The sequence below is a fragment of the Neobacillus niacini genome (assembly GCF_048572935.1).
Lineage (GTDB): Bacteria > Bacillota > Bacilli > Bacillales > Cytobacillaceae > Neobacillus > Neobacillus niacini.
The window spans coordinates 1,647,219-1,667,427 of the sequence record NZ_CP183883.1; the positions used below are offsets into that span (position 1 = coordinate 1,647,219).

The window sequence follows — 20,209 nt, forward strand, 5'->3', positions numbered from 1 at the left end:
TCTTTTTTTTGCGTTAAAAATTACCCATAATGGCAGGCGGAATTGGGTGAAAAGAATGGTTTTTTAGAAAAGACGACAAAAAATGAAGATTTTGCACGAATTTTGTCCGTGAACGCAACGATTTATTGAAAGGGGGTGAAAACGTGCACTTCCGCCAATTTGTTCTATCAGCACTACTCGTTAGTGCGGCGCTATGTTTTCCAGACAATGCGTTTGCTGAGAAGAATGAACTTCGTCCTGAAAAGGGACAAGCTCCTGCTTCCGTACCGGAACATGCTTCCATACCAGAATCTGTATCAAAACCAGAACCGGTAACAATAGCAGTACCAGTACCAGCAAAGGCTATTGAGGCACAAACGCTGAACAACGTAATCCCTGAGCATGCTCGTGAGAACCAAGCACAAGCAAAACAGCGCCCAGCCCCAAATACTCCAAATCAACCTGCATTGGAAAAAAGTTTGCCAGAGCAGGCAAATGAAAACGCGAAGTCGGTGGTAAAGAAGGCTGAGAAGGTTGTTCAGGTCACCGTTTCTGAACAAGCAGAGGCTGTCCAGGCGATTCCTACAGTAGAAAAATTGAATCCTAAACATTCTATGCAAGATACTAATCGTGAAATGAAAGTCGAAAAAGTTGATCAAAGTGTCTACATAGAAGAGGAAGACATTGTCATTACAACATCAGAATCCGTTGTGCAAGAGCCTCAGAAAGCTCCTGTCAGCAAGGAAGAGATTCCTCAGATGAACCAAGCGCTGAATCAAACACAGAGAAGCAACAGTTCAGGGGGTCAATCAAATGATCGGGTCAATCATGGCGTAACGTATAATAGCTTGTTGGATAAATGGATGGAATGGAATCCTTATTTTGAAATCAAACTTGTTCAGCCATATCTTTCCAGGCAGGCCTTAATGAATACTCAATGGGTGAATGCTCCACCTGCACCACCACCACAAAAAGCTCCTTTATTAACCAATGTTACCCGCAGCTAAAAGCCACGGATCATGATAATAAAAGGAGCGAATTTAAAAAATGAAACATTACTTAAACCCTAATACAGTTGCTAAATCTTTTATACTTGCAGGAGCCTTATCGTTTGGACTTTTTGCAGGAGGTCAATTTACAGAAGCGGCAGGCCCAGATCACGCTAAAGCTGAAAATCCAGTTCAAGTGAAGCCATCGAATAACGCAAAGGTTAATGTAAATGTTAAGCCAGTTGTTCCGGCAGCACCAGCTGTACAAGCAAAGAATGAAGTGAGCGTACAAGTAAAGCCTAACGAAGAAAAGGCTAGTAAGTCACAGGCGAGCGTACATGCAAGCGAAAATGCAAAATTGCATGCAGCCCCAAATTCAGCTGTACATGGAACTGGAGAAATCCCTGAAAATGTGGTCGTGGAAGAGGAAGTAAAGGAAGAAGTACAAGTTGAGGAAACAACCCCTGTCATTGAAATTGAACCTGAGGTTGTAACTGATGAAACGGAAGCAGTTACCAATGCAGAATCTGAAACTGAAGAAGCAGTTGACGTTGAAAAAGCTGCAGCTGTAAAAACGGAAGTTGAGGATGACGCGGCAAAAGATGAAGAAAAAACTGTAGATGCTGACTCTGACTCAGTTGTTAGAATTGAAGATGAAGAAGATGAGGATGAAGATTCCGATTCCGAAAACATCAAGTTTGAAAAAGACGCAATCGTAAAAACTAAAGATGATGAAGAAGCTGAAGCAGATGAAGAAGAGGAAAAAGTAAACCCATCTGCAGCAAACAAAGCAAAGTCACAAGCTAGTGTAAACGCAAGCGAAACTGCAAAAGCACATGCGGCGGCTAATTCAGCTGTACTTGCAGTAGCAGAAGAAGTTACTGAAGATGTACCCGTTGAAGAAGCTGTTGAAACTGAAACTACTGAAGAAGTTGTTCAAGTAGAAACTGAAGTTGAAGCTGAAGAGGTTACAGAAGAAGTAGTGACTGATGAAGAAGCTGTTGAAACTGAAATAGAGGAAGCAGTAGAAGTTGATACTGAAACAGAAGAAACTGAAGTAGTTGAAGAAGATGCAGAAGTTACTGAGGTTGAAAAAGTAAACCCATCAGCAGCAAACAAAGCAAAGTCACAAGCTAGTGTAAAAGCAAGCGAAACTGCAAAAGCACATGCTGCAGCTAATTCAGCAGTACTTGCAGTAGCAGAAGAAGTTACTGAAGATGTACCCGTTGAAGAAGCTGTTGAAACTGAAATAGAGGAAGCAGTAGAAGTTGATACTGAAACAGAAGAAACTGAAGTAGTTGAAGAAGAAGCAGAAGTAACTGAAGTTGAAAAAGTAAACCCATCTGCAGCAAACAAAGCAAAGTCACAAGCTAGTGTAAACGCAAGCGAAACTGCAAAAGCACATGCGGCGGCTAATTCAGCAGTACTTGCAGTAGCAGAAGAAGTTACTGTAGATGTATCTGGTGAAGAAGCTGTTCAAGTAGATACTGAAGTTGAATCTGAAACAGAAGGAACTGAAGTAGTTGAAGAAGAAGCAGAAGTAACTGAGGTTGAAAAAGTAAACCCATCTGCAGCAAACAAAGCAAAGTCACAAGCTAGTGTAAACGCAAGCGAAACTGCAAAAGCACATGCGGCGGCTAATTCAGCTGTACTTGTAGTAGCAGAAGAAGTTACCGAAGATTTACCCGCTGAAGAAGCTGTTGAAACTGAAACTTCTGAAGAAGCTGTTCAAGTAGAAACTGAAGTTGAAGCTGAAGAGGTTACAGAAGAAGTAGTGACTGAAGAAGAAACAGTAGTAGTTGAAGAAGAAGCAGAAGTAACTGAAGAGGAAAAAGTAAACCCATCTGCAACAAACAAAGCAAGGTCACAGGCTAGTGTAAACGCAAGCGAAACTGCAAAAGCACATGCGGCGGCTAATTCAGCTGTTCTTGCAGTAGCAGAAGAAGTTACTGAAGATGTATCTGTTGAAGAAGCTGTTGAAACTGAAACTACTGAAGAAGTTGTACAAGTAGAAACTGAAGTTGACTCTGAAGAGGTTGCAGAAGAAGTAGTGACTGATGAAGAAGCAGCAGTAGTTGAAACTGAAGAATCATCTAAAGAAGGCACTGAAGCTGTTATTGACTTAAAAAATTAATCTATAATCAAAAGGACCGAAGGATTTTTCCTTCGGTTTTTTGTATTCTCTTCATTTTATCTAATCCTGTCACAAGTTAATATTATAGGTGTTTGGTAGGGTATCTATATCCTTCTCAATGACTATTAGATAAATTATACCTAATAGTCTATGGTTATAAAATACTATTATTTCAATAAATTGGAAAACGTGTATATTTTTTGATGCCCATATGATAATTTTTTTGAAAAGGAGTTAAATTATTCCATGAGGATTATTTAAAAAATAGTAGAATCAGAGACAATAAAGAAAGAGAGGGGAACGAATGGACTTCCTTTTTAAGTTAGGTGCAATCGTACTAATCGCTATTCCTATTTTTTTTGTTAGTCGAATCATATTGATAGCCTTTCACAAAAAACTATCTTGGATGGAAAAGTTACATGAGAAGTTGGCTAATACCAAAAAGGAAAAGGTCATATCCTTTGCTGTTATTCTACTAAGTGGAGGTTTATGCTATTATTTTTCAGAGTTTTTTGCATTTACCAATGTACAATTAGGTTTGGTATTAGGGCTATTTCTAGGAATATCTAATATATTTGATCCAAAGATGTTAAAATAACAAAAAAACGATTCGCCTCTATGCGAATCGTTTTTTTGTTATACATACCTATTTCGGCCGGACAACATTCCAAATACAATAACCACCACAGAAACTCCTATAAGGGTAATAATCGGAATGGTCCATGAATGCGCCATATCATATAAATAGCCAATAAATAAAGGACCTACTGCCGCAAGGATGTAACCTGTAGATTGCGTCATTCCAGATAACTCTGCTGCTTGATTGGCATTCCGCGCTCGAAGTCCGATATAGCTTAGAGCTAAAGGAAAAGCTCCTCCTAAAGCAAATCCGATTAAGGCAATACTTACGATTAACATCGGATAAGACGAACCTAACAGTAATCCACTATAGCCAACAATCGAGCACATCCCTAACATGAATGCAAGCTTTACTTGTGATTGAGCACGTCCAGCGAGGACCGGAATAAAGAAACTCGCGGGTAACCCTACTAGCTGGGTAAAGGAAAGCAGCCAACCTGCTGTTTCCAAGCTTATTCCATGACTATGTAAGATTTCAGGCAGCCATGAAATGGTTACATAAAATAAAAAGGATTGAAATCCCATAAAAATAGCAATTTGCCAAGCAAGAGGCGTACGCCACATTCCTTTAGCAGCAGAAGCTTTTTTCGGTTGTAATGCTCTAGAATCTTTTAGGTTATATTTTCGAAGAAAGATCCACACTAAGATTGCCACTACAACCGGTATCGTCCAAACGATTTGGGCACCCTGCCACCCAAGGTTTGCATTCACAGCTAAAGGTACACTGATTCCTGACGCTAATGAAGCAACTAACCCCATAGAGGTTGAATAAACACTTGTCATTAACCCAAATTTTTCTGGGAACTTATCTTTAACTACCGCAGGCAGCAGAACATTTCCAATCGCTATGCCCAATCCAGCCAATAAAGTTCCTGTGAAAAGGAAAAAGGTCATAGGGATTGACCGAATCGCAATTCCAATTAAAAGAGATGTCAACCCAATAATTAAGGTCAATTCATTTGTAAGCCGATTGGCTATTTTGGGAACGAGCGGAGACATGAACGCGAAAACCAGTAAAGGTAGACTCATTAATAAACCTGCACTCCAATGGGCAAGTCCCACATCTTCCTGAATCATGCCCACTAACGGCCCAAGCGATGTAATGGCTGGGCGTAAATTAAATGCAATGAGGACAATCCCGGCAATAAAGAAATATATATAAGTTGATTTTGTATTTGCCTTTGATTCTAAAAACTCCAAAAGGGCAACTCCTCTCTAAAAAACAAACCATTAAAAGTATAGCATAATCAAGGAGTCCCCGTTAATTACAAGAATAAGGTAACTTTTCCTCCAACGCTTCAAATAGGTGAATTGCTTTGAAGGGGGTGATTATAACAATAGAATGGTATCAAGAATACTTAAAAGACCATGTTGGGAACATGGTCTATTTCGTTCTTAGTCTTTTTATTGCTTTCACAAGCAGCAAGATATACACCAATAGGATTCCGTACCCCACAAAGATAATGAGGATGGGGACATAATCCGGAGTACTTGGTGAATCCGTTGAGAACGCTGCCAAGAGAAGCGGCATTACTGGCAGCATAAGAGCGGCAGGACCTGTACTAATAACAAGAACAGCACCTGCTCCAATGATAATCCATGGCCAAACTGGCTTTTTGACAGCAGGTTGCTCCTGAATGATGAGGTCTGGTGAAGCCTCAACCTGGGGTGGAACATGGTTGTTTTTTACCTGTTGATATGCCTTTATGGCTGTATAAGCCTTTTTCATCCCCCAAATCGTCACAGTGAGAATACCAAGCGCGAAAATAATATAAAAAATGGAAAAAATGCTAAACTCGTCTGGTTTCCACAAAGGGATGGTGAGAGTTAACAGCATTCCAGGAGCAGCTTTTAGTAAAAATATCCCGCCGCCAATGAGGACAAACCATGCCCATAAAGGGTTTTCTATTTTTGATTGTTTCATTTAGTAGTCTCCTATAGTGTTTTACTATTATTATATAAGTAAATGTAAAAAAAGGAAATTATTAGGTAAATATATTAAGTTATTCCCTGTCAAAAAATTTTAAGATAAATGGTTATAAGTAGTTCGACAATATTTCTATTATAATTAAGTGAAAAGTTCTTATATACAGAGGTTTATTTTATTCTTAATCAATCGATTATTTAAAATGTATCTAGTAGAAAAATGACAGAAAAGGTGTGTCTGTGTTGAACTATACGCTTTGTTTTCTTATAAAAGGTAGTGATGTTTTAATGCTGTTTAGGGAGAAGAATCCAAATCGTGGTAAATGGAATGGTGTTGGCGGCAAGATTGAGCCATCGGAAACTCCTGAAGAAGGTTGCAGAAGAGAAGTGCTTGAGGAAACGGGATTACACGTCGGGAGTTTGCTATTTAGGGGAATGATTGCTCTTAATGGGGTGGAGTGCATTTATGTTTTTATCAGTGATGATTTCACGGGAGAACTCATTCATTCTGATGAAGGGGCACTGGATTGGAAAAGTGTCAATTGGATTCTAGAGTCTACAGATGTTGTAGAGAATATCCCTTTATTTATAAACGAGGTTTTGGATCGATATTCTGAGCCAAAAGTGTACGACTGTAGTTATGGAGAAAACGGGGAAATGAATCATTTTCAAAGCAAGCCTTGCTCAAAATTACTGCGATTTTAGTGTGTTCAACATTCCGCCATATCATTTCAAACAAACTGTGAACTTGTTACTATACCTATGTTAGTAACTATCGATTTCTAATATAGTATAAGTATCAAGAACAAGTTAAATTTTGAAAGGCGGAATGCTTTATGTTTAACAATTTTTTAAGAGAAAATAAGATTTCAGCCGCTATTTTAACCGTTATTCGTTTATACCTAGGTTACTCTTGGTTCACAGCTGGTTTTCATAAAATTACAGGCGGATTTGACGCAGCTGGATTCCTAAAAGGTGCTATTGCAAATCCGGTAAAAGGTCCAGATGGCAACATGGTTTATAGCTGGTATGTACACTTCCTAGAAAGCTTTGCTTTACCGAACATTGACGTCTTCAACTTCATCGTTCCTTGGGGCGAAACATTGATCGGTTTAGGACTTCTACTTGGTTGCTTAACAACAGCAGCAATGTTCTTTGGTCTAGTGATGAACTTCTCTTTCTTCTTAGCCGGAACTGTATCTCACAACCCAACAGACATTTTCTTAGGCTTCATCATCTTAGCAGCAGGCTTCAACGCTGGTAAATATGGTTTAGACCGCTGGGTGGTACCATTCATCCGCAAAACAGTTGGTAAATCAAAAGTAACCGCGTAGCGGGCAGCAGCAAAAAAGACGATTCGTCCCCCTCGAATCGTCTTTTTTTGTATTATTATTTCACTGCTTCCGCTAGTAAATCCACGATATGAACAGCACGCATTTTACCAGACAAACCTTCACGCTCAATCCCGAGCTGCATTTGGAGCAAACAACCGGGGTTGGCGGTTACGATGGTCGTTGCATGTGTCGCTTTCGCTTGGACCATTTTATAGTCGAGCATGACCATCGACATTTCGGACTCAACGATATTATAGATACCAGCAGATCCACAACAGCGGTCCGCTTCTTTCATTTCTACAAACCGTACTCCTTTGATGGACTGCAACAGTGTTCGTGGTGCTGAAGCGGTTTTCATCACATTTCGTAAATGGCAGGAATCCTGATAGGTGATCACCTGTGCGGGAAGCTCTAATTTCACTTTTTTATGAAACGAGACTGCTACAAGAATTTCAGAAATATCCTTTATCCTCGACTTGAACGCCACCGCACGTTCGCACCAAACCGGATCGTCCTTCAAAAGGTGATCATAATCAACAAGGAAGGCGCCGCAGCCGCCAGCATTGGTAATGATGAAGTCTGCACCCAAGTCCTCGAAGGCTGCAATATTTTTCTTCGCAAGCTCTTTCGCTGCATCCTTTTCACCGCTATGCCCGTGCAAGGCGCCGCAGCAGGTTTGCAGTGATGGTATCACAATCTCACAACCTGCTAATTGCAACAATTTCATGGTCGCGTCGTTTGTTTTCATGAACATGGTATCCATTAAACAGCCGCTGAAAAAAGCAACCTTATGCACTTTCGCAGCTATCGCTGGCAGATGCTCAGGCCGGTTTTTCATTTCCTTCAAGGTTGGAACCTTAGGCAGCACTTTTTCCATCGTGGCTAAATTGTCAGGCAGCAACCCTAAATAGCCTGTTTTCCGTGCAAGGGTTTGAATCCCAGACCGCTGGTAGAAACCTAGAAGTCCAACCATTGTGCGCATACGGTTTTGGTGAGGGAACAGCCCTTCAAATACTGTTTTTCTAACTGCTCTAACAGGTAAAGAGTGTTTTTTATTTTGGTTAATAATATCTCTTGCTTCCTCTAGTAAATGGCCGTAATTAACGCCAGAAGGACAGACCGGTTCACAGGCACGACAGCCTAGGCAGAGATCAAGTGAACGTTCAAAATCCTCATCCGGTTCAACGATTCCATCGACGACGGCTTTCATCATTGCAATCCGACCGCGGGGAGAATGAGACTCCTTATAACCTGACTCGATATACGTTGGGCAGGTTGGCAGACAGAATCCACAGCGCATACAGTTTAAGAGTTCATCCTCATTCATCCGCTCTTTAAATTGCTGTTGAATTTTTTCTTGTTCGAGCAAGGTTGTCATCTTGTAATCACCACGCGTTTCTTGCTGTCTTTCGCAAACACTTTCCCAGGATTCATGATGTTGTTTGGGTCAAATGCCTGCTTAATTCCCATCATGGCAGCAATTCCTTCTTTTTTCAGCTTCCACTCGAGATAGGGTGCCTTCATCGCCCCGACTCCGTGTTCGCCGGTAATCGTTCCGCCTAATTCAATCGCTTTTTCAAAAATCTCTGCGAAGGCCTTTTCGACGCGTTCCATTTCCTCATGATTTCTCGCATCTGTTGCACAGGTAGGGTGGAGATTTCCGTCGCCGGCGTGACCGAATGTACAAATCGTCAGCTGATATTTTTCAGTAATTTCATTAATGGCTTTAACCATATTGGCAATTTCTGAGCGAGGAACGGTTGCGTCCTCTAGTATGGTCGTCGGTGCTAAACGAGCTACAGCTGAAAGTGCCGCACGTCTTGCCGTTCTAAGAGCCAAAGCTTCCTCTTCTGTTGCAGCAATTTGAATCGATACCGCATTATCCAACTTACAGACTTCTGCCATTTTTATAATATCGCGCTCGACGACTTCAGGCGGCCCATCCTGCTCTATTAAAAGAACCGCTTGCACATCTGTTGGGAGCCCGATTTGAGCATAATCTTCGACTACTTTTAAAGTCGCTTGATCCAAAAACTCAAGCGTGGTTGGAATGATTTTATTGGCAATGATTTTTGAAACAGAACGTGCAGCTGCGGAAAGATCCTGATAAAGCGCGAGCATCGTTTTACGTGTTTCTGGCATTGGAATCAATTTCAAGGTTGCTTCGGTAATGACACCAAGCGTTCCTTCAGAACCGACAAATAGACGAGTTAAATCGTAGCCAGCCACATCTTTTGCCAGCTTACCGCCTGTACGGATGATATCGCCATTTGGCAGAACGGCTTCAAGCCCAATCACATAATCTCTAGTTACACCATATTTGAGACCGCGCAAACCGCCTGAATTCTCATTGATATTGCCGCCAATGGTGGAGATTTTCATTGAACTTGGATCAGGCGGATAGAAAAGGCCTTTTTCTTCAATGGCCTGAATCATATCTAGCGTAATGATTCCAGGCTGCACGGTGATCGTTAGATTCTCCTCATCAATCTCAAGGATTTTGTTCATATGTTTAAAGAGAAGGACAATCCCGCCTTCGGTTGGGCAAGTTCCTGCACAAAGGTTCGTTCCCGAACCGCGTGGGACAATCGGAACTCCATATTGGTTACATATCTTCAATATTTGTGAAACTTCCTCTGCATTGCGCGGACTGACAACTGCATCCGGCATCGACTGGAAGTTGGGTGTGGCATCGTAGGAATATACTAGACGTTCTATTTTCGAATCATCGTAGTTTTTTTCAGATACAATCGAGATTAATTTTTGTTTCACTTCATTTGAGAGCATGCTATTTCCCCCATCTTCGTACTATTTTCATACTATTTAAAGTATAAAAAAACAGGCATAAGCCTGCTATGGAGAAACATCCAAAAAATTAATATTTTTTAGTTCGATTTCTGGTTATTCATCCAAAAATAATACAGCAAGATACAAACAGAACAAATCATGAATACGGTTTGGATTTAGATGTGTTAGATCCTCGATTTTCTTCAAACGATAATGAAGGGTGTTGATATGAATATGTAGGACCTGAGCTGTGTTTTTCAATGAATGATTTTGTTTAAATAGTTCCACTAAAGTTTCCAGGAGTTCTTTTTCTGTTAACAGTGGTGCAATGCTTCGTTGAATGTATTCAGCTTTAATTTCTGACGTAAGTTCGCCTGTTACCATTTCAAGGATTAATTCCTCATCAAAAATAATGCCTCTATTCCGTCTAGCCAGTTTCAACGCTCGTTCTGCCTGAGCGTAGGAATGGTGCAGGTTGGACGAAGCTGCACATTGACCAACGCCCGCATAGGCGGATATCTCAAAGCTATTTTTCATCAATCGAAGAAATTTTTCCAGCCGATGTTTAATGGACGGAGGTTGGACAGGGGCGGAACAGTCAATTAACACAATGATTCGTTCATTTCCTGACCTTGTTACGACATCGTTTTTATTTTGAGAAAAGGAATTCAAAATAGAAGACCACATATCTCTTGATAGTGGTTGCGCTCTTTGTTCCAACTCGATAATCACTGCGGTACGGCTAAGTTCAAGATTGACGGTCAGCGCTCGAGCCCGCTCAAGCAAGTGTGAACTTGGTTCTTTTGCCTGGAGCCATTCGAGGACAAAGGTTTCCATCGCACGTGAATGATAGTCAAACTGCTCACCATAATAGTTTTCGCTGATTAACAGCTCGGTCATTTTACGGATGATTTCGCCAAAGGGGGTAACCTTTTCAGGGTCACCGGTAATGCCAATCACGCCAATGACATCATGCTGAAAGAAGATTGGGAGATTGATTCCGGACTTTACCCCTTTTAATTGTGGGGTGTCTTTTTCTGTGATAATCAGCTTTTTCTTCTGCTGTGAAGTAAGTAATGCTCCTTCATGGAAGGTACCAATTCGGTCTTGGTTTGTGCTGGCCATGATCAAGCCATCCGTGTTCACAACAATAATCTCTTCAGATATTAGTCTCTGGACTTCCCTGACAATTTTTTCTGCAAGTTCTGGTTGAAGCATGTTCAGCACCACCTGCCATTGATTAAAATGATATTTTAATAAATACTATAAGCGTAATGAAAAAATAGTGCAAAGGGGAGAGCAAGTTGGCATATAAATTATTAGCAACAGATTTGGACGGAACATTATTAAATGATTATAGAGAAATTGATAGAGAAAACATTCAAGCGATCCATGAGTTTCGTGAAAAAGGAGGAAGAGTGGTAATTTGCAGCGGCCGTTCACCCCTTTCAACAAGGTGGATTGCTAACACCATTGGTCTAAAAGGAGAACCGATTATTGCTTATAATGGGGCGATCATTCTTGATGAAAATGGCGGGATCAGTGAGCAAGCAGTTTTCGAGCATGATCACTTGCTGCATTTCTGGGAGTTATGTGAGGGGGAAGGCTTTTATGCTCATTTTTATGAAGGAGATACATTGCTCGTTCCAAAAGAAACGAAATGGAATAAGAACTGGATTGAAAATAATATTCCTACGCTTGAAAAAACGGGTGGAAAAGCAGCGGACCTAGAAAATTTTCGCGGGCAATGCCAGGTGAAAATCGTGGATGATTTTTATCGATACATGAAGTCTAATCAACCAGATATCACGAAAATTGCCGTTTTTGATGAAGAGGGAAGACTTGCTGATTTTTCAAAGGTAATCGGTGAAAAGGTCGGTGGTATGGAAGTTAGCAGCAGTCTCAATTTTTTAAATTTAGAGATTTCACCTTCAGGAGTCAGTAAAGCCTCCTCACTGTTAAAGTTAAGTGAGAAATACGACATCCCCCTCTCCCAGATGGCTGCGATTGGAGATAATTATAATGATTCTCTGATGCTAAAAGCTGCGGGACTGGGAATCGCGATGGGAAATGCACCAGATAAAGTGAAGGCACTGGCAGATCAAGTGACCGGAAGTAATCAGGAAGCCGGGGTTGCACAGGCAATTCGACGTTATTTATTAGAATAGTTTTGGAAAATTTCATTGTTGATTATACGTACAACGGTATAAAGGATGATGAAAGACAAATCAGGAGAGCCCCCAGTAAGATTAGTCCTTCATATTGCTGATGATAGACAAATCAGGAGAGAACTTTGTGAGATTAGTCCTTCATGTGCGTGATGAAAGACAAATCAGGAAAGTTCTCAGTGGGATTCGTCCTTCATAAGCGTGATGAAGGACAAATCAGGAGAGTTCTAAGTGAGATTAGTCCTTCATAAGCGTGATGAAAGACAAATCAGGAGAGATAACAGTGAGATTCGTCCTTCATGAGTATGATGAAAGACATATCAGGACAGTTCCCAGTGAGATTCGTCCTTCATAAGCGTGATGAAGGACAAATCAGGAAAGTTCCCAGTGAGATTCGTCCTTCATAAGCGTGATGAAAGACAAATCAGGACAGTTCCCAGTGAGATTCGTCCTTCATAAGCATGATGAAAGACAAATCAGGAGAGTACCCAGTGAGATTCGTCCTTCATAAGCATGATGAAAGACAAATCAGGAGAGTACCCAGTGAGATTCGTCCTTCATAAGCATGATGAAAGACAAATCAGGAAAGTTCACAGTGAGATTCGTCCTTCATAAGCGTGATGAAGGACAAATCAGGAGAGATCTCATTGTGGTTCGTCCTTAATAAGGATTTCCTTATGACAAAATTCAACATCTGTCTTTAACAGGGCCTTTAAAATAGATTTTGAAATGGCATTTTAAAATTTTAATAAAATTATTGAATTAATATTTCAGCGGAGTTATAATAAGGGTACGGAAATCGCTTACACCTAGAAAAACAAACAGGAGGATAAGGAAATGATCGAAGAAAATCTCGAATTATTAACGACCGAGTCCCGAAATCAAGAAACCATGCAGATTGATACGGCCGAGGCCATCGATATATTACGAATCATGAACGAACAAGATCAATTGGTCGCACTGGCTGTTAAAGAAGTTTTACCTGAAGTAGAAGCAGCGGTTCAGTTTGTATTTGAATCCTTTAAAAACGGCGGCCGCCTGATTTATTTAGGTGCCGGTACGAGTGGAAGATTAGGTGTACTGGACGCTGTTGAATGTCCGCCAACCTTTAGCACCGAACCTGAAATGGTTGTTGGTTTGATGGCCGGAGGAGAAGGCGCCTTTTTGAAAGCCGTGGAAGGAGCCGAGGATGACCTTGAACTTGGTGTTCATGACTTAAAGCAGTTGGAACTGACTGAAAACGACACAGTAATCGGGATTGCTGCAAGCGGACGTACACCATATGTCATTGGCGCCCTTCGCTATGCACGCAGCATTGGAGCAAAGACTGTCGCACTTTCGTGTAATAAAAATGCTGCAATTAGTAAAGAAGCCGACCAAGCGATTGAAGTTATTGTCGGTCCAGAAGTTTTAACTGGTTCAACCCGTTTGAAATCAGGCACAGCCCATAAAATGATTCTGAATATGATTTCTACATCAGCGATGATTCTTTTAGGAAAAGCCTATGAAAATTTAATGGTTGATGTAAAAGTGAGCAACTTAAAGTTAAAAGAACGCGCGATTGGAATTATCCGCAAAGTGACGGGTGTTTCCTATGATGTGGCGCTGGAGACGTTAGAAACATCAGGTCTCCAAGTTAAAACAGCCATTGTCATGATTATGACGGAATCAACAAAACAGGAAGCAGAAGAATTATTAAAAGCAGCGAATGGATATGTAAAAATCGCAATCCAGAAAAAATGATGGGTTGAAAAGGTGGTATGAGTGTGGCAGCAGGCGGATTAAAAATGCTTCAAAATATGCTGGATCAGCTTCCGGCTTCCGAGCGAAAAATTGCACAATACATTCTTGAAAATCCAAGAAGTATCTTAAACAGTACCGTTAATGATATCGGAACCCAGGCAAAAACCAGTGGTGCTGCAGTCATTCGCTTATGCAAGTCACTTGGATTAAATGGTTTTCAAGATTTAAAGGTAAGAATTGCGGGAGATTTAGTGAAGCCTGTAGCAGAACAAGGGTATCGTGACATTGAACCAGGTGAATCGTATTATTCTATCGTTCAAAAGACAACCAGCAATAGTATTCAAAGCATCCGCGATTCTGAGGAAATTATCAATTATGAGGAATTGGAGCGGGCGGTTCAAACGCTCCTCCCTGCTCAGAATGTCCATTTTTTCGGAATTGGCGCTTCTAATATTATTGCCAAGGACGCGCAGCAGAAGTTCTTGAGGATTCAAAAAAATGCAACCGCTTTTACGGATACGCATCTTGTTGCGACATTGATTGCGAATGCGAGTATGGATGATGTGGTGTTTGCTATTTCTCATTCTGGTGAAACCGCTGAGGTGGTGAAAGTGATGGCGCTGGCGAAAGAGCGCGGTGTGAAGACGATTAGTCTAACAAAATATGGACAGTCTTCGGTTGCATCTTTAGCAGATATTAAACTGTTTACCTCTTATTCTGGAGAAGCAGCTTTCCGAAGTGCCGCAACATCGTCACGTCTTGCTCAGCTATACATGATGGATATTTTGTTTTTATCCATGGCAACGGTTCAGTATGAGCAAACGATTCAAGCCATTGACCAAACAAGAGAAGCAATTCGTTTTATCAAAGAAGGGAACTAACCTTACGGGGGGTGATGTGAACACTATTTACACCTTGAACGAATGGGGAAATAGATTCACGTTTCAAAGATAAAAATACAACAGAGAGTAGGGGAAATTCATGGCTGGAGAAAACAAAATATTAGCTGAAAAGATCCTTGAACAATTAGGCGGCTCTTCGAACATTGGCAACTATACACATTGTATGACAAGACTTCGCGTTACACCGAAGGATGAGTCTATTGTCAATAAGGCAGCGCTTAAGAAGATAGACGGAGTTATGGGAGTAGTAGAGGAAGAAACCCTTCAAATCATTCTTGGACCTGGAAAAGTAAATAAAGTAACAGAAGAGTTTGGTAAGTTGATAGACGCGGATGGCGGTATCAATTTAAAGGAGAAGGCAGCGAGCACAAAAGCTGAAATTAACAAGAAGAATGCAACACCGTTTAAAATGTTTCTACGTAAAATCGCAGGAATTTTCATTCCATTAATCCCAGCACTTGTTGCGTCAGGATTAATTACAGGGATCACAAAAGCGATTATCCAAGCTGGATGGTTAGCAGGCGATTCTCAGCTTGCAACGATTCTTTCAGTCATTGGCGGCGGATTATTTGGTTATCTCGGAATTTTAGTTGGTACCAATGCAGCAAAAGAATTTGGCGGTTCACCAGCACTTGGTGCGATTGCAGGTATCTTAATTATCAACCCAGCTGTAGCAGGTATTCATTTGTTTGGCGAAGATTTACTTCCTGGACGCGGTGGTTTAATAGGAGTTCTGTTTGCTGCTATCTTTATCGCTTTAGTCGAAAAACGAGTGCGTAAGTTTGTTCCAACAAGTCTTGATCTATTCGTTACACCAACTGTGGCTTTATTGGTTACTGGTATTGTTACTTATCTTGTTTTTATGCCGCTTGGTGGATTTGTTTCAGATATTATCACAAAAGGGTTAACATCCTTGCTTGATATGGGCGGTGTGGTTGCCGGCTTCGTTCTAGGTGCAACGTTCCTTCCACTGGTTGTAACTGGTTTACACCAAGGTTTAACACCGATCCACTTAGAGTTAATTAACACAATCGGTGATGACCCGCTTCTTCCAATCTTAGCTATGGGTGGAGCAGGGCAAGTAGGTGCTGCTTTTGCCATCTACGTAAAAACAAAGAAAACTCGCTTAAAAAGAGCGATTGGCGGCGGTCTGCCAGCAGGTATTCTTGGTATCGGCGAGCCATTAATTTTCGGTGTAACCCTTCCTTTAGGTCGTCCGTTCTTAACAGCATGTTTAGGTGCTGGTGTCGGCGGGGCGTTCCAAGCAGCGTTTGGTATCGCAACGGTTGCAATTGGGGTATCTGGTTTACCACTTGCGTTCCTAGTTGTTACTGGCCAAGTTCTCCTTTATTTAGTAGGGGTATTAATTGCCTATGCAGCAGGATTCTTGTTCACGTATTTATTCGGTTTCAAAGATGAGATGGCTGGTGAATTTGATTGATCGGCATTTCCTTCTATTTAAATGATCCTTTAGCAGAAGAACGTATTGCAATGGCTGGAAAAATGAATGTGAAGCGGGCGTTTACCTCGCTTCACATTCCGGAAGAATCTGGTGATTTAGCAGGTCGTGCTATGACACTACTTCAGTGTGCCAAGGACGCGGGGATAGAAGTGTATGCAGATGTATCATTAAAAACACCTGGACACTTAGGTTTAGATAGCTTGTTTGCGTTAAAATCACTTGGGGTCAGCGGACTTAGATTGGATGACTTTTTTGAGAACAAGTTGATTTTGAAGCTGGCTGCTGAATTTAAGTTAGCTCTGAATGCCAGCATTTTATTTGAGGATGATATTCGTGCACTGCTTGATGGAGGTCTAAAAGCGGATCAGCTTTTGGCATGGCATAATTTCTATCCGAGGATTGAGACAGGATTATCCGACTGGTTTTTTCAGAAGCAAAATGAACTTTTTGGGAAGTATGGAATTCCGGTAAGTGCCTATATTCCAGGTGATGGGGAAAAACGCGCTCCGTTATTTGAAGGACTTCCTACACTAGAAGAGCATCGCGAAATGGATCCGTTTTTGGCGGCACTAGAATTAGCTCACTTTGGAGTAGAAGATATCTATATCGGTGATCCAGAGGTTAGCGCGTCTCTTCTTAAAAGGCTAATAGACTTTCATGAAAATAATCATGTAGCTGTACGAATTGAAGGTTTTCAAGAAGGAGAGTTTAAGCTCCGTCCAGATTTTGCCCGTGATGTTTTACGGTTGATGGATACAAGAAGTGTAGATCCTATCGCGCCCGAAAATACTTCTGAACGTATTGTTGGAAGTATAACAAGAGATAACGACCTCTATGGACGATACCGCGGTGAGGTTCAAATTACACTTTGTGACCTGCCTGCTGATGATCGGGTGAATGTGGTGGGAAGAGTTGTTGAGGAAGATATCGTGCTTCTGTCCTACCTCAAACCTGGACAAAAGATAAAATTCATCCATGTATAAAGGGAACTGCTTCATTTTGAACTGACCCAATAAAGTTAGATAAATACTTTTATTCAACTTAAAAGACCTGAGTTCGGTATTCCACCGGACTCAGGTTTTTTGACTTCGCCCTCATTCTTTACCATTTCGAACAATATGAAAAATGTCCTACCTTAATTTTTGAAAACGATTTCAAAGATAGGTTTTTAGACTCTATGAACCAATTGACGTATTGGATATAATATCCATTATAGGAACGAATATCTAAATCGCATGTTACTGACTTGATCAGGCAGGGCGGCACATGGTAATGGGGTTTTCCCGTTGCTGCGTGGTGTCCTGCCTTTTTCTGTGTCAAGGCTATGGGTAGGCTTCTGAATCCTTGAGAGCCTGATCATCTTGGAACCTGAGGTTCGTCCCTGATTGTTTAAAATGATAATAGAAGAGGTGGTTACGTTGGCAAAAAGTAAAGCGATAAAGGCCGTTGTTTCAGCTTGTATAGTATCTGGGTTATTGGTTCCGTTTGATAGTCAACATATCGGGAAAGCGCAGGGTAGTAAAAGCTATGAATTGACGGTATCGCCCATCCCGAAATCGTTAGAACAAACAAATAATGGATTTCCTTTGAACCCAAAAGTCGCATTGGTGACAGAAGAAGGAACCGATTCTGCTGCGATTAATGAATTGAAGCAAGCCCTAAAAGAAGCGGGTGTAACTAACATTGTGGAAAGTGGTATGAAAGACTTTAAACTCCAGGCACCTGTCATCATTTGGCTAGGGGAGTTCACTAAGCCTGATGAACAAAAAATCATCCAGGAGCACACGGGTCTCGAGGACTTAGAGATGACGAAAAAGGAAGGGTATATTGTTGCTTCCAAGTACGGGACTGAGGATAAGAAACATATTGTTATCTCCGGTCATGATGAGGAAGGTACCTATTATGGTACACAAACGTTCAAACAAATTATTGTCGAGCGGAAAGGAAATGACTGGATTCCTGAGGTGGAAATTAAGGACTGGCCAACAATGCCGATCAGAGGCTCGATTGAAGGTTTTTATGGTGCGCCGTGGTCCCATGAAGACCGCTTGCGTCAGTTAGAATTTTACGGCGAGCATAAGATGAATAGCTATATTTATGCCCCGAAGGATGACCCGTACCACCGCGAAAAATGGAAAGAGCCGTATCCGGCGGAGAAGTTAGCGGAGATTGCACAACTCGTCCAGACAGCTCACGATAACCATGTCGATTTTACCTTTGCGATTTCTCCCGGGAATACCATTACATATTCCAATGAGGGTGACCTACAGGCTTTAATGGATAAGGCACAAGCAATGTGGGATATCGGTGTAAGATCGTTTGCTTTATTCCTCGATGATATTGATCCTAGCCTCCGTTCACCAGAAGACAGGGCGATGTTTGGCAGCGATCGAAACCCGCCAGCAGCGGCACAGGCATATCTATTAAATCGGTTCAATGAAGAATTTATTCAAAAACACGAAGGGGCAGAGCGTTTGATCACGGTGCCGACCGATTATTATCAGGCGGGCACTACTCCTTACCGAGAACGATTTGCGGATTTGGTTCAGCCTGACATCATTGTACAATGGACAGGAATTGGTGTCGTTGCTCCTACGATTACCTCGGAGGACGCCGATAAAATCCATGGAATTTTTAAACACGATTTGCTAGTCTGGGATAACTACCCGGTCAATGATTTTGACCGAAACCGCTTGTTCCTTGCGCCGCTGACCGGTCGGGATTCGGATTTAACACCAGAACATGGAGTGATAGGCTTAACGGCCAACCCGATGAATGAGGCCGAGGCTTCGAAAATTCCATTGTTTACAGTTGCTGATTATACGTGGAATCCTGAAGCCTATGATCCAGCAGACTCGTTAAAGCGGAGCCTGATGGAATTTGCTCCAGCGGCTTATGAACCTTTAAATCTTCTAGTGGAAGCCTCGTATGCTACGAGTCTCAATAGCAACCAGGAGCCGATTTCAGAAAGATTAAAGCCGTTGATTCAGGAATTTTGGTCCTCAGAGGAAGCGGGGGACAGTCAGGGAGTTTCCGAGGCTGGCACTGCTTTGTTAAGTGAATTCAACAAGTTGAAGGAGGCTCCTAGCCAGCTGCGCGATCAGGTCAATAATCCGAACTTCTTGAAAGAGGTCGCTGGTTATTTAAACAAACTGGAGCTAATTGGACAAAGTGGTGAAGCAGCCGTTAACATGGTGCTGGCTCAACAGAGCGGGAAAGAGGCAGAGGCTGCTACAGCAAGATTGGCCCTGCAGCAATCGATAACAGCGATGGACAAAATCCCTCAGAAATTAAGTATCGGTGTGGTCCCGACGTTCCTAGACAGGGCGCTTAACGGAAAGAATTTAGCGGAAGGAAAACAGGCTACTGCATCTTCGAGTGAAGTCGACTGGCTGACACCGAACCTTGCTGTAGACGGCAACAATAATACCAGATGGGCCTCCTTGTACACCGATAATCAGTGGATTACTGTTGACTTAGGGCAGGTGTATTCCATTGATAAAGTGAAATTAAACTGGGAAGCGGCTTATGGAAAACAATATAAAATTCAAGTATCAACGGACGGCAGCCAGTGGACAGATGTTTACACAGAGCTAAACAGCAACGGAGGAATCGACGAAATTCAGTTCCCTGCAACGGACGCCAGATATGTTAAAATGCAGGGCATTAAACGAGCTGGCGGCTGGGGTTACTCATTGTACGAAATCAGCGTTTTTGAAACACAAAATTAAGAGAAGGAACATCTCTAAATACGCGAAAAAGCCCAACTAGCTTAATTCACTAGTTGGGTTTTTTCGTTTACAACAACGCTGTTTGTTTGGAGGCCTAAATGGATATTTGGCTATTGATGCAACCTATTCTTGTATAATAAATGGATGGGGGCTTACTACTAAAGCATTTATTACTAGCTAGAAGGTAAAAAGGGACAATCGTTTTGGCAAAAAGTATGTGGATAATACCGAAGAATCAATGCGCAAGGAAACAATGTGAAAATACTTACTATACATAAATATAATGATTGGCACGATCTTACCATTCACAACAATCCTAGCAAATAAAGTATCATAATCCATCGAATCCTAATCCATAATCCGATTAGGATTCTTTTTTTCGTGTGACGATGGCATTGTAATGAGATAAAATCTA

16 protein-coding genes are annotated in these 20,209 nt (G+C 41.6%); 11 read left to right on the plus strand and 5 right to left on the minus strand.

The features are described 5' to 3' along the window. Positions 1-143 precede the first annotated feature (143 nt). The 3 genes from ACN6MT_RS07790 (at position 144) to ACN6MT_RS07800 (ending at position 3,700) form a co-directional block, all read left to right on the plus strand. Positions 144-986 (plus strand): hypothetical protein, encoded by an 843-nt coding sequence (locus ACN6MT_RS07790; RefSeq protein ID WP_419955403.1) that lies wholly within the window; start codon positions 144-146, stop codon positions 984-986. A 40-nt stretch (positions 987-1,026) separates the two neighbouring features. Continuing rightward, a complete protein-coding gene (locus ACN6MT_RS07795; RefSeq protein WP_419955404.1) occupies positions 1,027-3,102 on the plus strand; it encodes a hypothetical protein in 2,076 nt (691 codons plus the stop codon). A gap of 304 nt (positions 3,103-3,406) precedes the next feature. Continuing rightward, positions 3,407-3,700: a hypothetical protein gene (locus tag ACN6MT_RS07800; protein ID WP_419955405.1), complete on the plus strand. Its 294-nt coding sequence runs from the start codon at positions 3,407-3,409 to the stop codon at positions 3,698-3,700. Between the two features lie 38 nt (positions 3,701-3,738). On the opposite strand, the gene ACN6MT_RS07805 is transcribed toward ACN6MT_RS07800, so the two are convergent. Both ACN6MT_RS07805 and ACN6MT_RS07810 read right to left on the minus strand, forming a co-directional pair. Continuing rightward, the gene (locus ACN6MT_RS07805) at positions 3,739-4,941 is read right to left on the minus strand and encodes a CynX/NimT family MFS transporter (protein ID WP_419955406.1); all 1,203 of its coding nucleotides are present in this window, start codon (positions 4,939-4,941) and stop codon (positions 3,739-3,741) included. Positions 4,942-5,125: 184 nt separating this feature from the next. Next, the gene (locus ACN6MT_RS07810) at positions 5,126-5,665 is read right to left on the minus strand and encodes a hypothetical protein (RefSeq protein WP_419955407.1); all 540 of its coding nucleotides are present in this window, start codon (positions 5,663-5,665) and stop codon (positions 5,126-5,128) included. A gap of 245 nt (positions 5,666-5,910) precedes the next feature. Here ACN6MT_RS07810 and ACN6MT_RS07815 point away from each other — a divergent pair, with 245 nt between their 5' ends. Both ACN6MT_RS07815 and ACN6MT_RS07820 read left to right on the plus strand, forming a co-directional pair. Continuing rightward, on the plus strand, positions 5,911-6,372 hold the full coding sequence (locus tag ACN6MT_RS07815; protein ID WP_419955408.1) for an NUDIX hydrolase: 462 nt from the start codon (positions 5,911-5,913) through the stop codon (positions 6,370-6,372). Positions 6,373-6,503: 131 nt separating this feature from the next. After that, a complete protein-coding gene (locus ACN6MT_RS07820; protein WP_419955409.1) occupies positions 6,504-7,001 on the plus strand; it encodes a DoxX family membrane protein in 498 nt (165 codons plus the stop codon). 55 nt (positions 7,002-7,056) lie between these two features. Here the strand turns inward: ACN6MT_RS07820 and ACN6MT_RS07825 are convergent, their stop codons facing one another. The 3 genes from ACN6MT_RS07825 to ACN6MT_RS07835 all read right to left on the minus strand — a co-directional run bounded on the left by ACN6MT_RS07825 (position 7,057) and on the right by ACN6MT_RS07835 (position 11,006). After that, positions 7,057-8,379 (minus strand): (Fe-S)-binding protein, encoded by a 1,323-nt coding sequence (locus ACN6MT_RS07825; RefSeq protein ID WP_419955410.1) that lies wholly within the window; start codon positions 8,377-8,379, stop codon positions 7,057-7,059. Next, on the minus strand, positions 8,376-9,788 hold the full coding sequence (glcD, locus tag ACN6MT_RS07830; protein WP_419955411.1) for a glycolate oxidase subunit GlcD: 1,413 nt from the start codon (positions 9,786-9,788) through the stop codon (positions 8,376-8,378). Before glcD ends, ACN6MT_RS07825 begins: the two co-directional genes overlap by 4 nt. 114 nt (positions 9,789-9,902) lie before the next feature. Continuing rightward, complete coding sequence (locus ACN6MT_RS07835) at positions 9,903-11,006, minus strand: CdaR family transcriptional regulator (protein ID WP_419955412.1); 1,104 nt, start codon at positions 11,004-11,006, stop codon at positions 9,903-9,905. 86 nt (positions 11,007-11,092) lie between these two features. Here ACN6MT_RS07835 and ACN6MT_RS07840 point away from each other — a divergent pair, with 86 nt between their 5' ends. From ACN6MT_RS07840 to ACN6MT_RS07865, 6 genes are all read left to right on the plus strand, one after another. Continuing rightward, the gene (locus ACN6MT_RS07840) at positions 11,093-11,956 is read left to right on the plus strand and encodes a Cof-type HAD-IIB family hydrolase (protein ID WP_419955413.1); all 864 of its coding nucleotides are present in this window, start codon (positions 11,093-11,095) and stop codon (positions 11,954-11,956) included. An 837-nt stretch (positions 11,957-12,793) separates the two neighbouring features. Then, on the plus strand, positions 12,794-13,699 hold the full coding sequence (gene murQ, locus ACN6MT_RS07845; RefSeq protein WP_063254180.1) for an N-acetylmuramic acid 6-phosphate etherase: 906 nt from the start codon (positions 12,794-12,796) through the stop codon (positions 13,697-13,699). 23 nt (positions 13,700-13,722) lie between these two features. After that, positions 13,723-14,580, plus strand: a complete 858-nt coding sequence (locus tag ACN6MT_RS07850) for a MurR/RpiR family transcriptional regulator (RefSeq protein ID WP_419955414.1) — start codon at positions 13,723-13,725, stop codon at positions 14,578-14,580. A gap of 100 nt (positions 14,581-14,680) precedes the next feature. Further along, positions 14,681-16,042 (plus strand): PTS transporter subunit EIIC, encoded by a 1,362-nt coding sequence (locus ACN6MT_RS07855; RefSeq protein ID WP_419955415.1) that lies wholly within the window; start codon positions 14,681-14,683, stop codon positions 16,040-16,042. Beyond that, positions 16,039-17,046, plus strand: a complete 1,008-nt coding sequence (locus tag ACN6MT_RS07860) for a MupG family TIM beta-alpha barrel fold protein (protein WP_419955416.1) — start codon at positions 16,039-16,041, stop codon at positions 17,044-17,046. Before ACN6MT_RS07855 ends, ACN6MT_RS07860 begins: the two co-directional genes overlap by 4 nt. A gap of 435 nt (positions 17,047-17,481) precedes the next feature. Next, positions 17,482-19,794, plus strand: coding sequence for a beta-N-acetylglucosaminidase domain-containing protein (locus ACN6MT_RS07865; RefSeq protein ID WP_419955417.1), 2,313 nt, complete (start codon positions 17,482-17,484; stop codon positions 19,792-19,794). Positions 19,795-20,209 lie beyond the last annotated feature (415 nt).

Bases quoted from the DNA above. Each gene is read 5' to 3' on its own strand.
- ACN6MT_RS07795 (WP_419955404.1), top strand. From the start codon at position 1,027: ATGAAACATTACTTAAACCCTAATACAGTTGCTAAATCTTTTATACTT.
- ACN6MT_RS07800 (WP_419955405.1), top strand. From the start codon at position 3,407: ATGGACTTCCTTTTTAAGTTAGGTGCAATCGTACTAATCGCTATTCCT.
- ACN6MT_RS07810 (WP_419955407.1), bottom strand. From the start codon at position 5,665: ATGAAACAATCAAAAATAGAAAACCCTTTATGGGCATGGTTTGTCCTC.
- ACN6MT_RS07820 (WP_419955409.1), top strand. From the start codon at position 6,504: ATGTTTAACAATTTTTTAAGAGAAAATAAGATTTCAGCCGCTATTTTA.
- ACN6MT_RS07825 (WP_419955410.1), bottom strand. From the start codon at position 8,379: ATGACAACCTTGCTCGAACAAGAAAAAATTCAACAGCAATTTAAAGAG.
- glcD (WP_419955411.1), bottom strand. From the start codon at position 9,788: ATGCTCTCAAATGAAGTGAAACAAAAATTAATCTCGATTGTATCTGAA.
- ACN6MT_RS07835 (WP_419955412.1), bottom strand. From the start codon at position 11,006: ATGCTTCAACCAGAACTTGCAGAAAAAATTGTCAGGGAAGTCCAGAGA.
- murQ (WP_063254180.1), top strand. From the start codon at position 12,794: ATGATCGAAGAAAATCTCGAATTATTAACGACCGAGTCCCGAAATCAA.
- ACN6MT_RS07855 (WP_419955415.1), top strand. From the start codon at position 14,681: ATGGCTGGAGAAAACAAAATATTAGCTGAAAAGATCCTTGAACAATTA.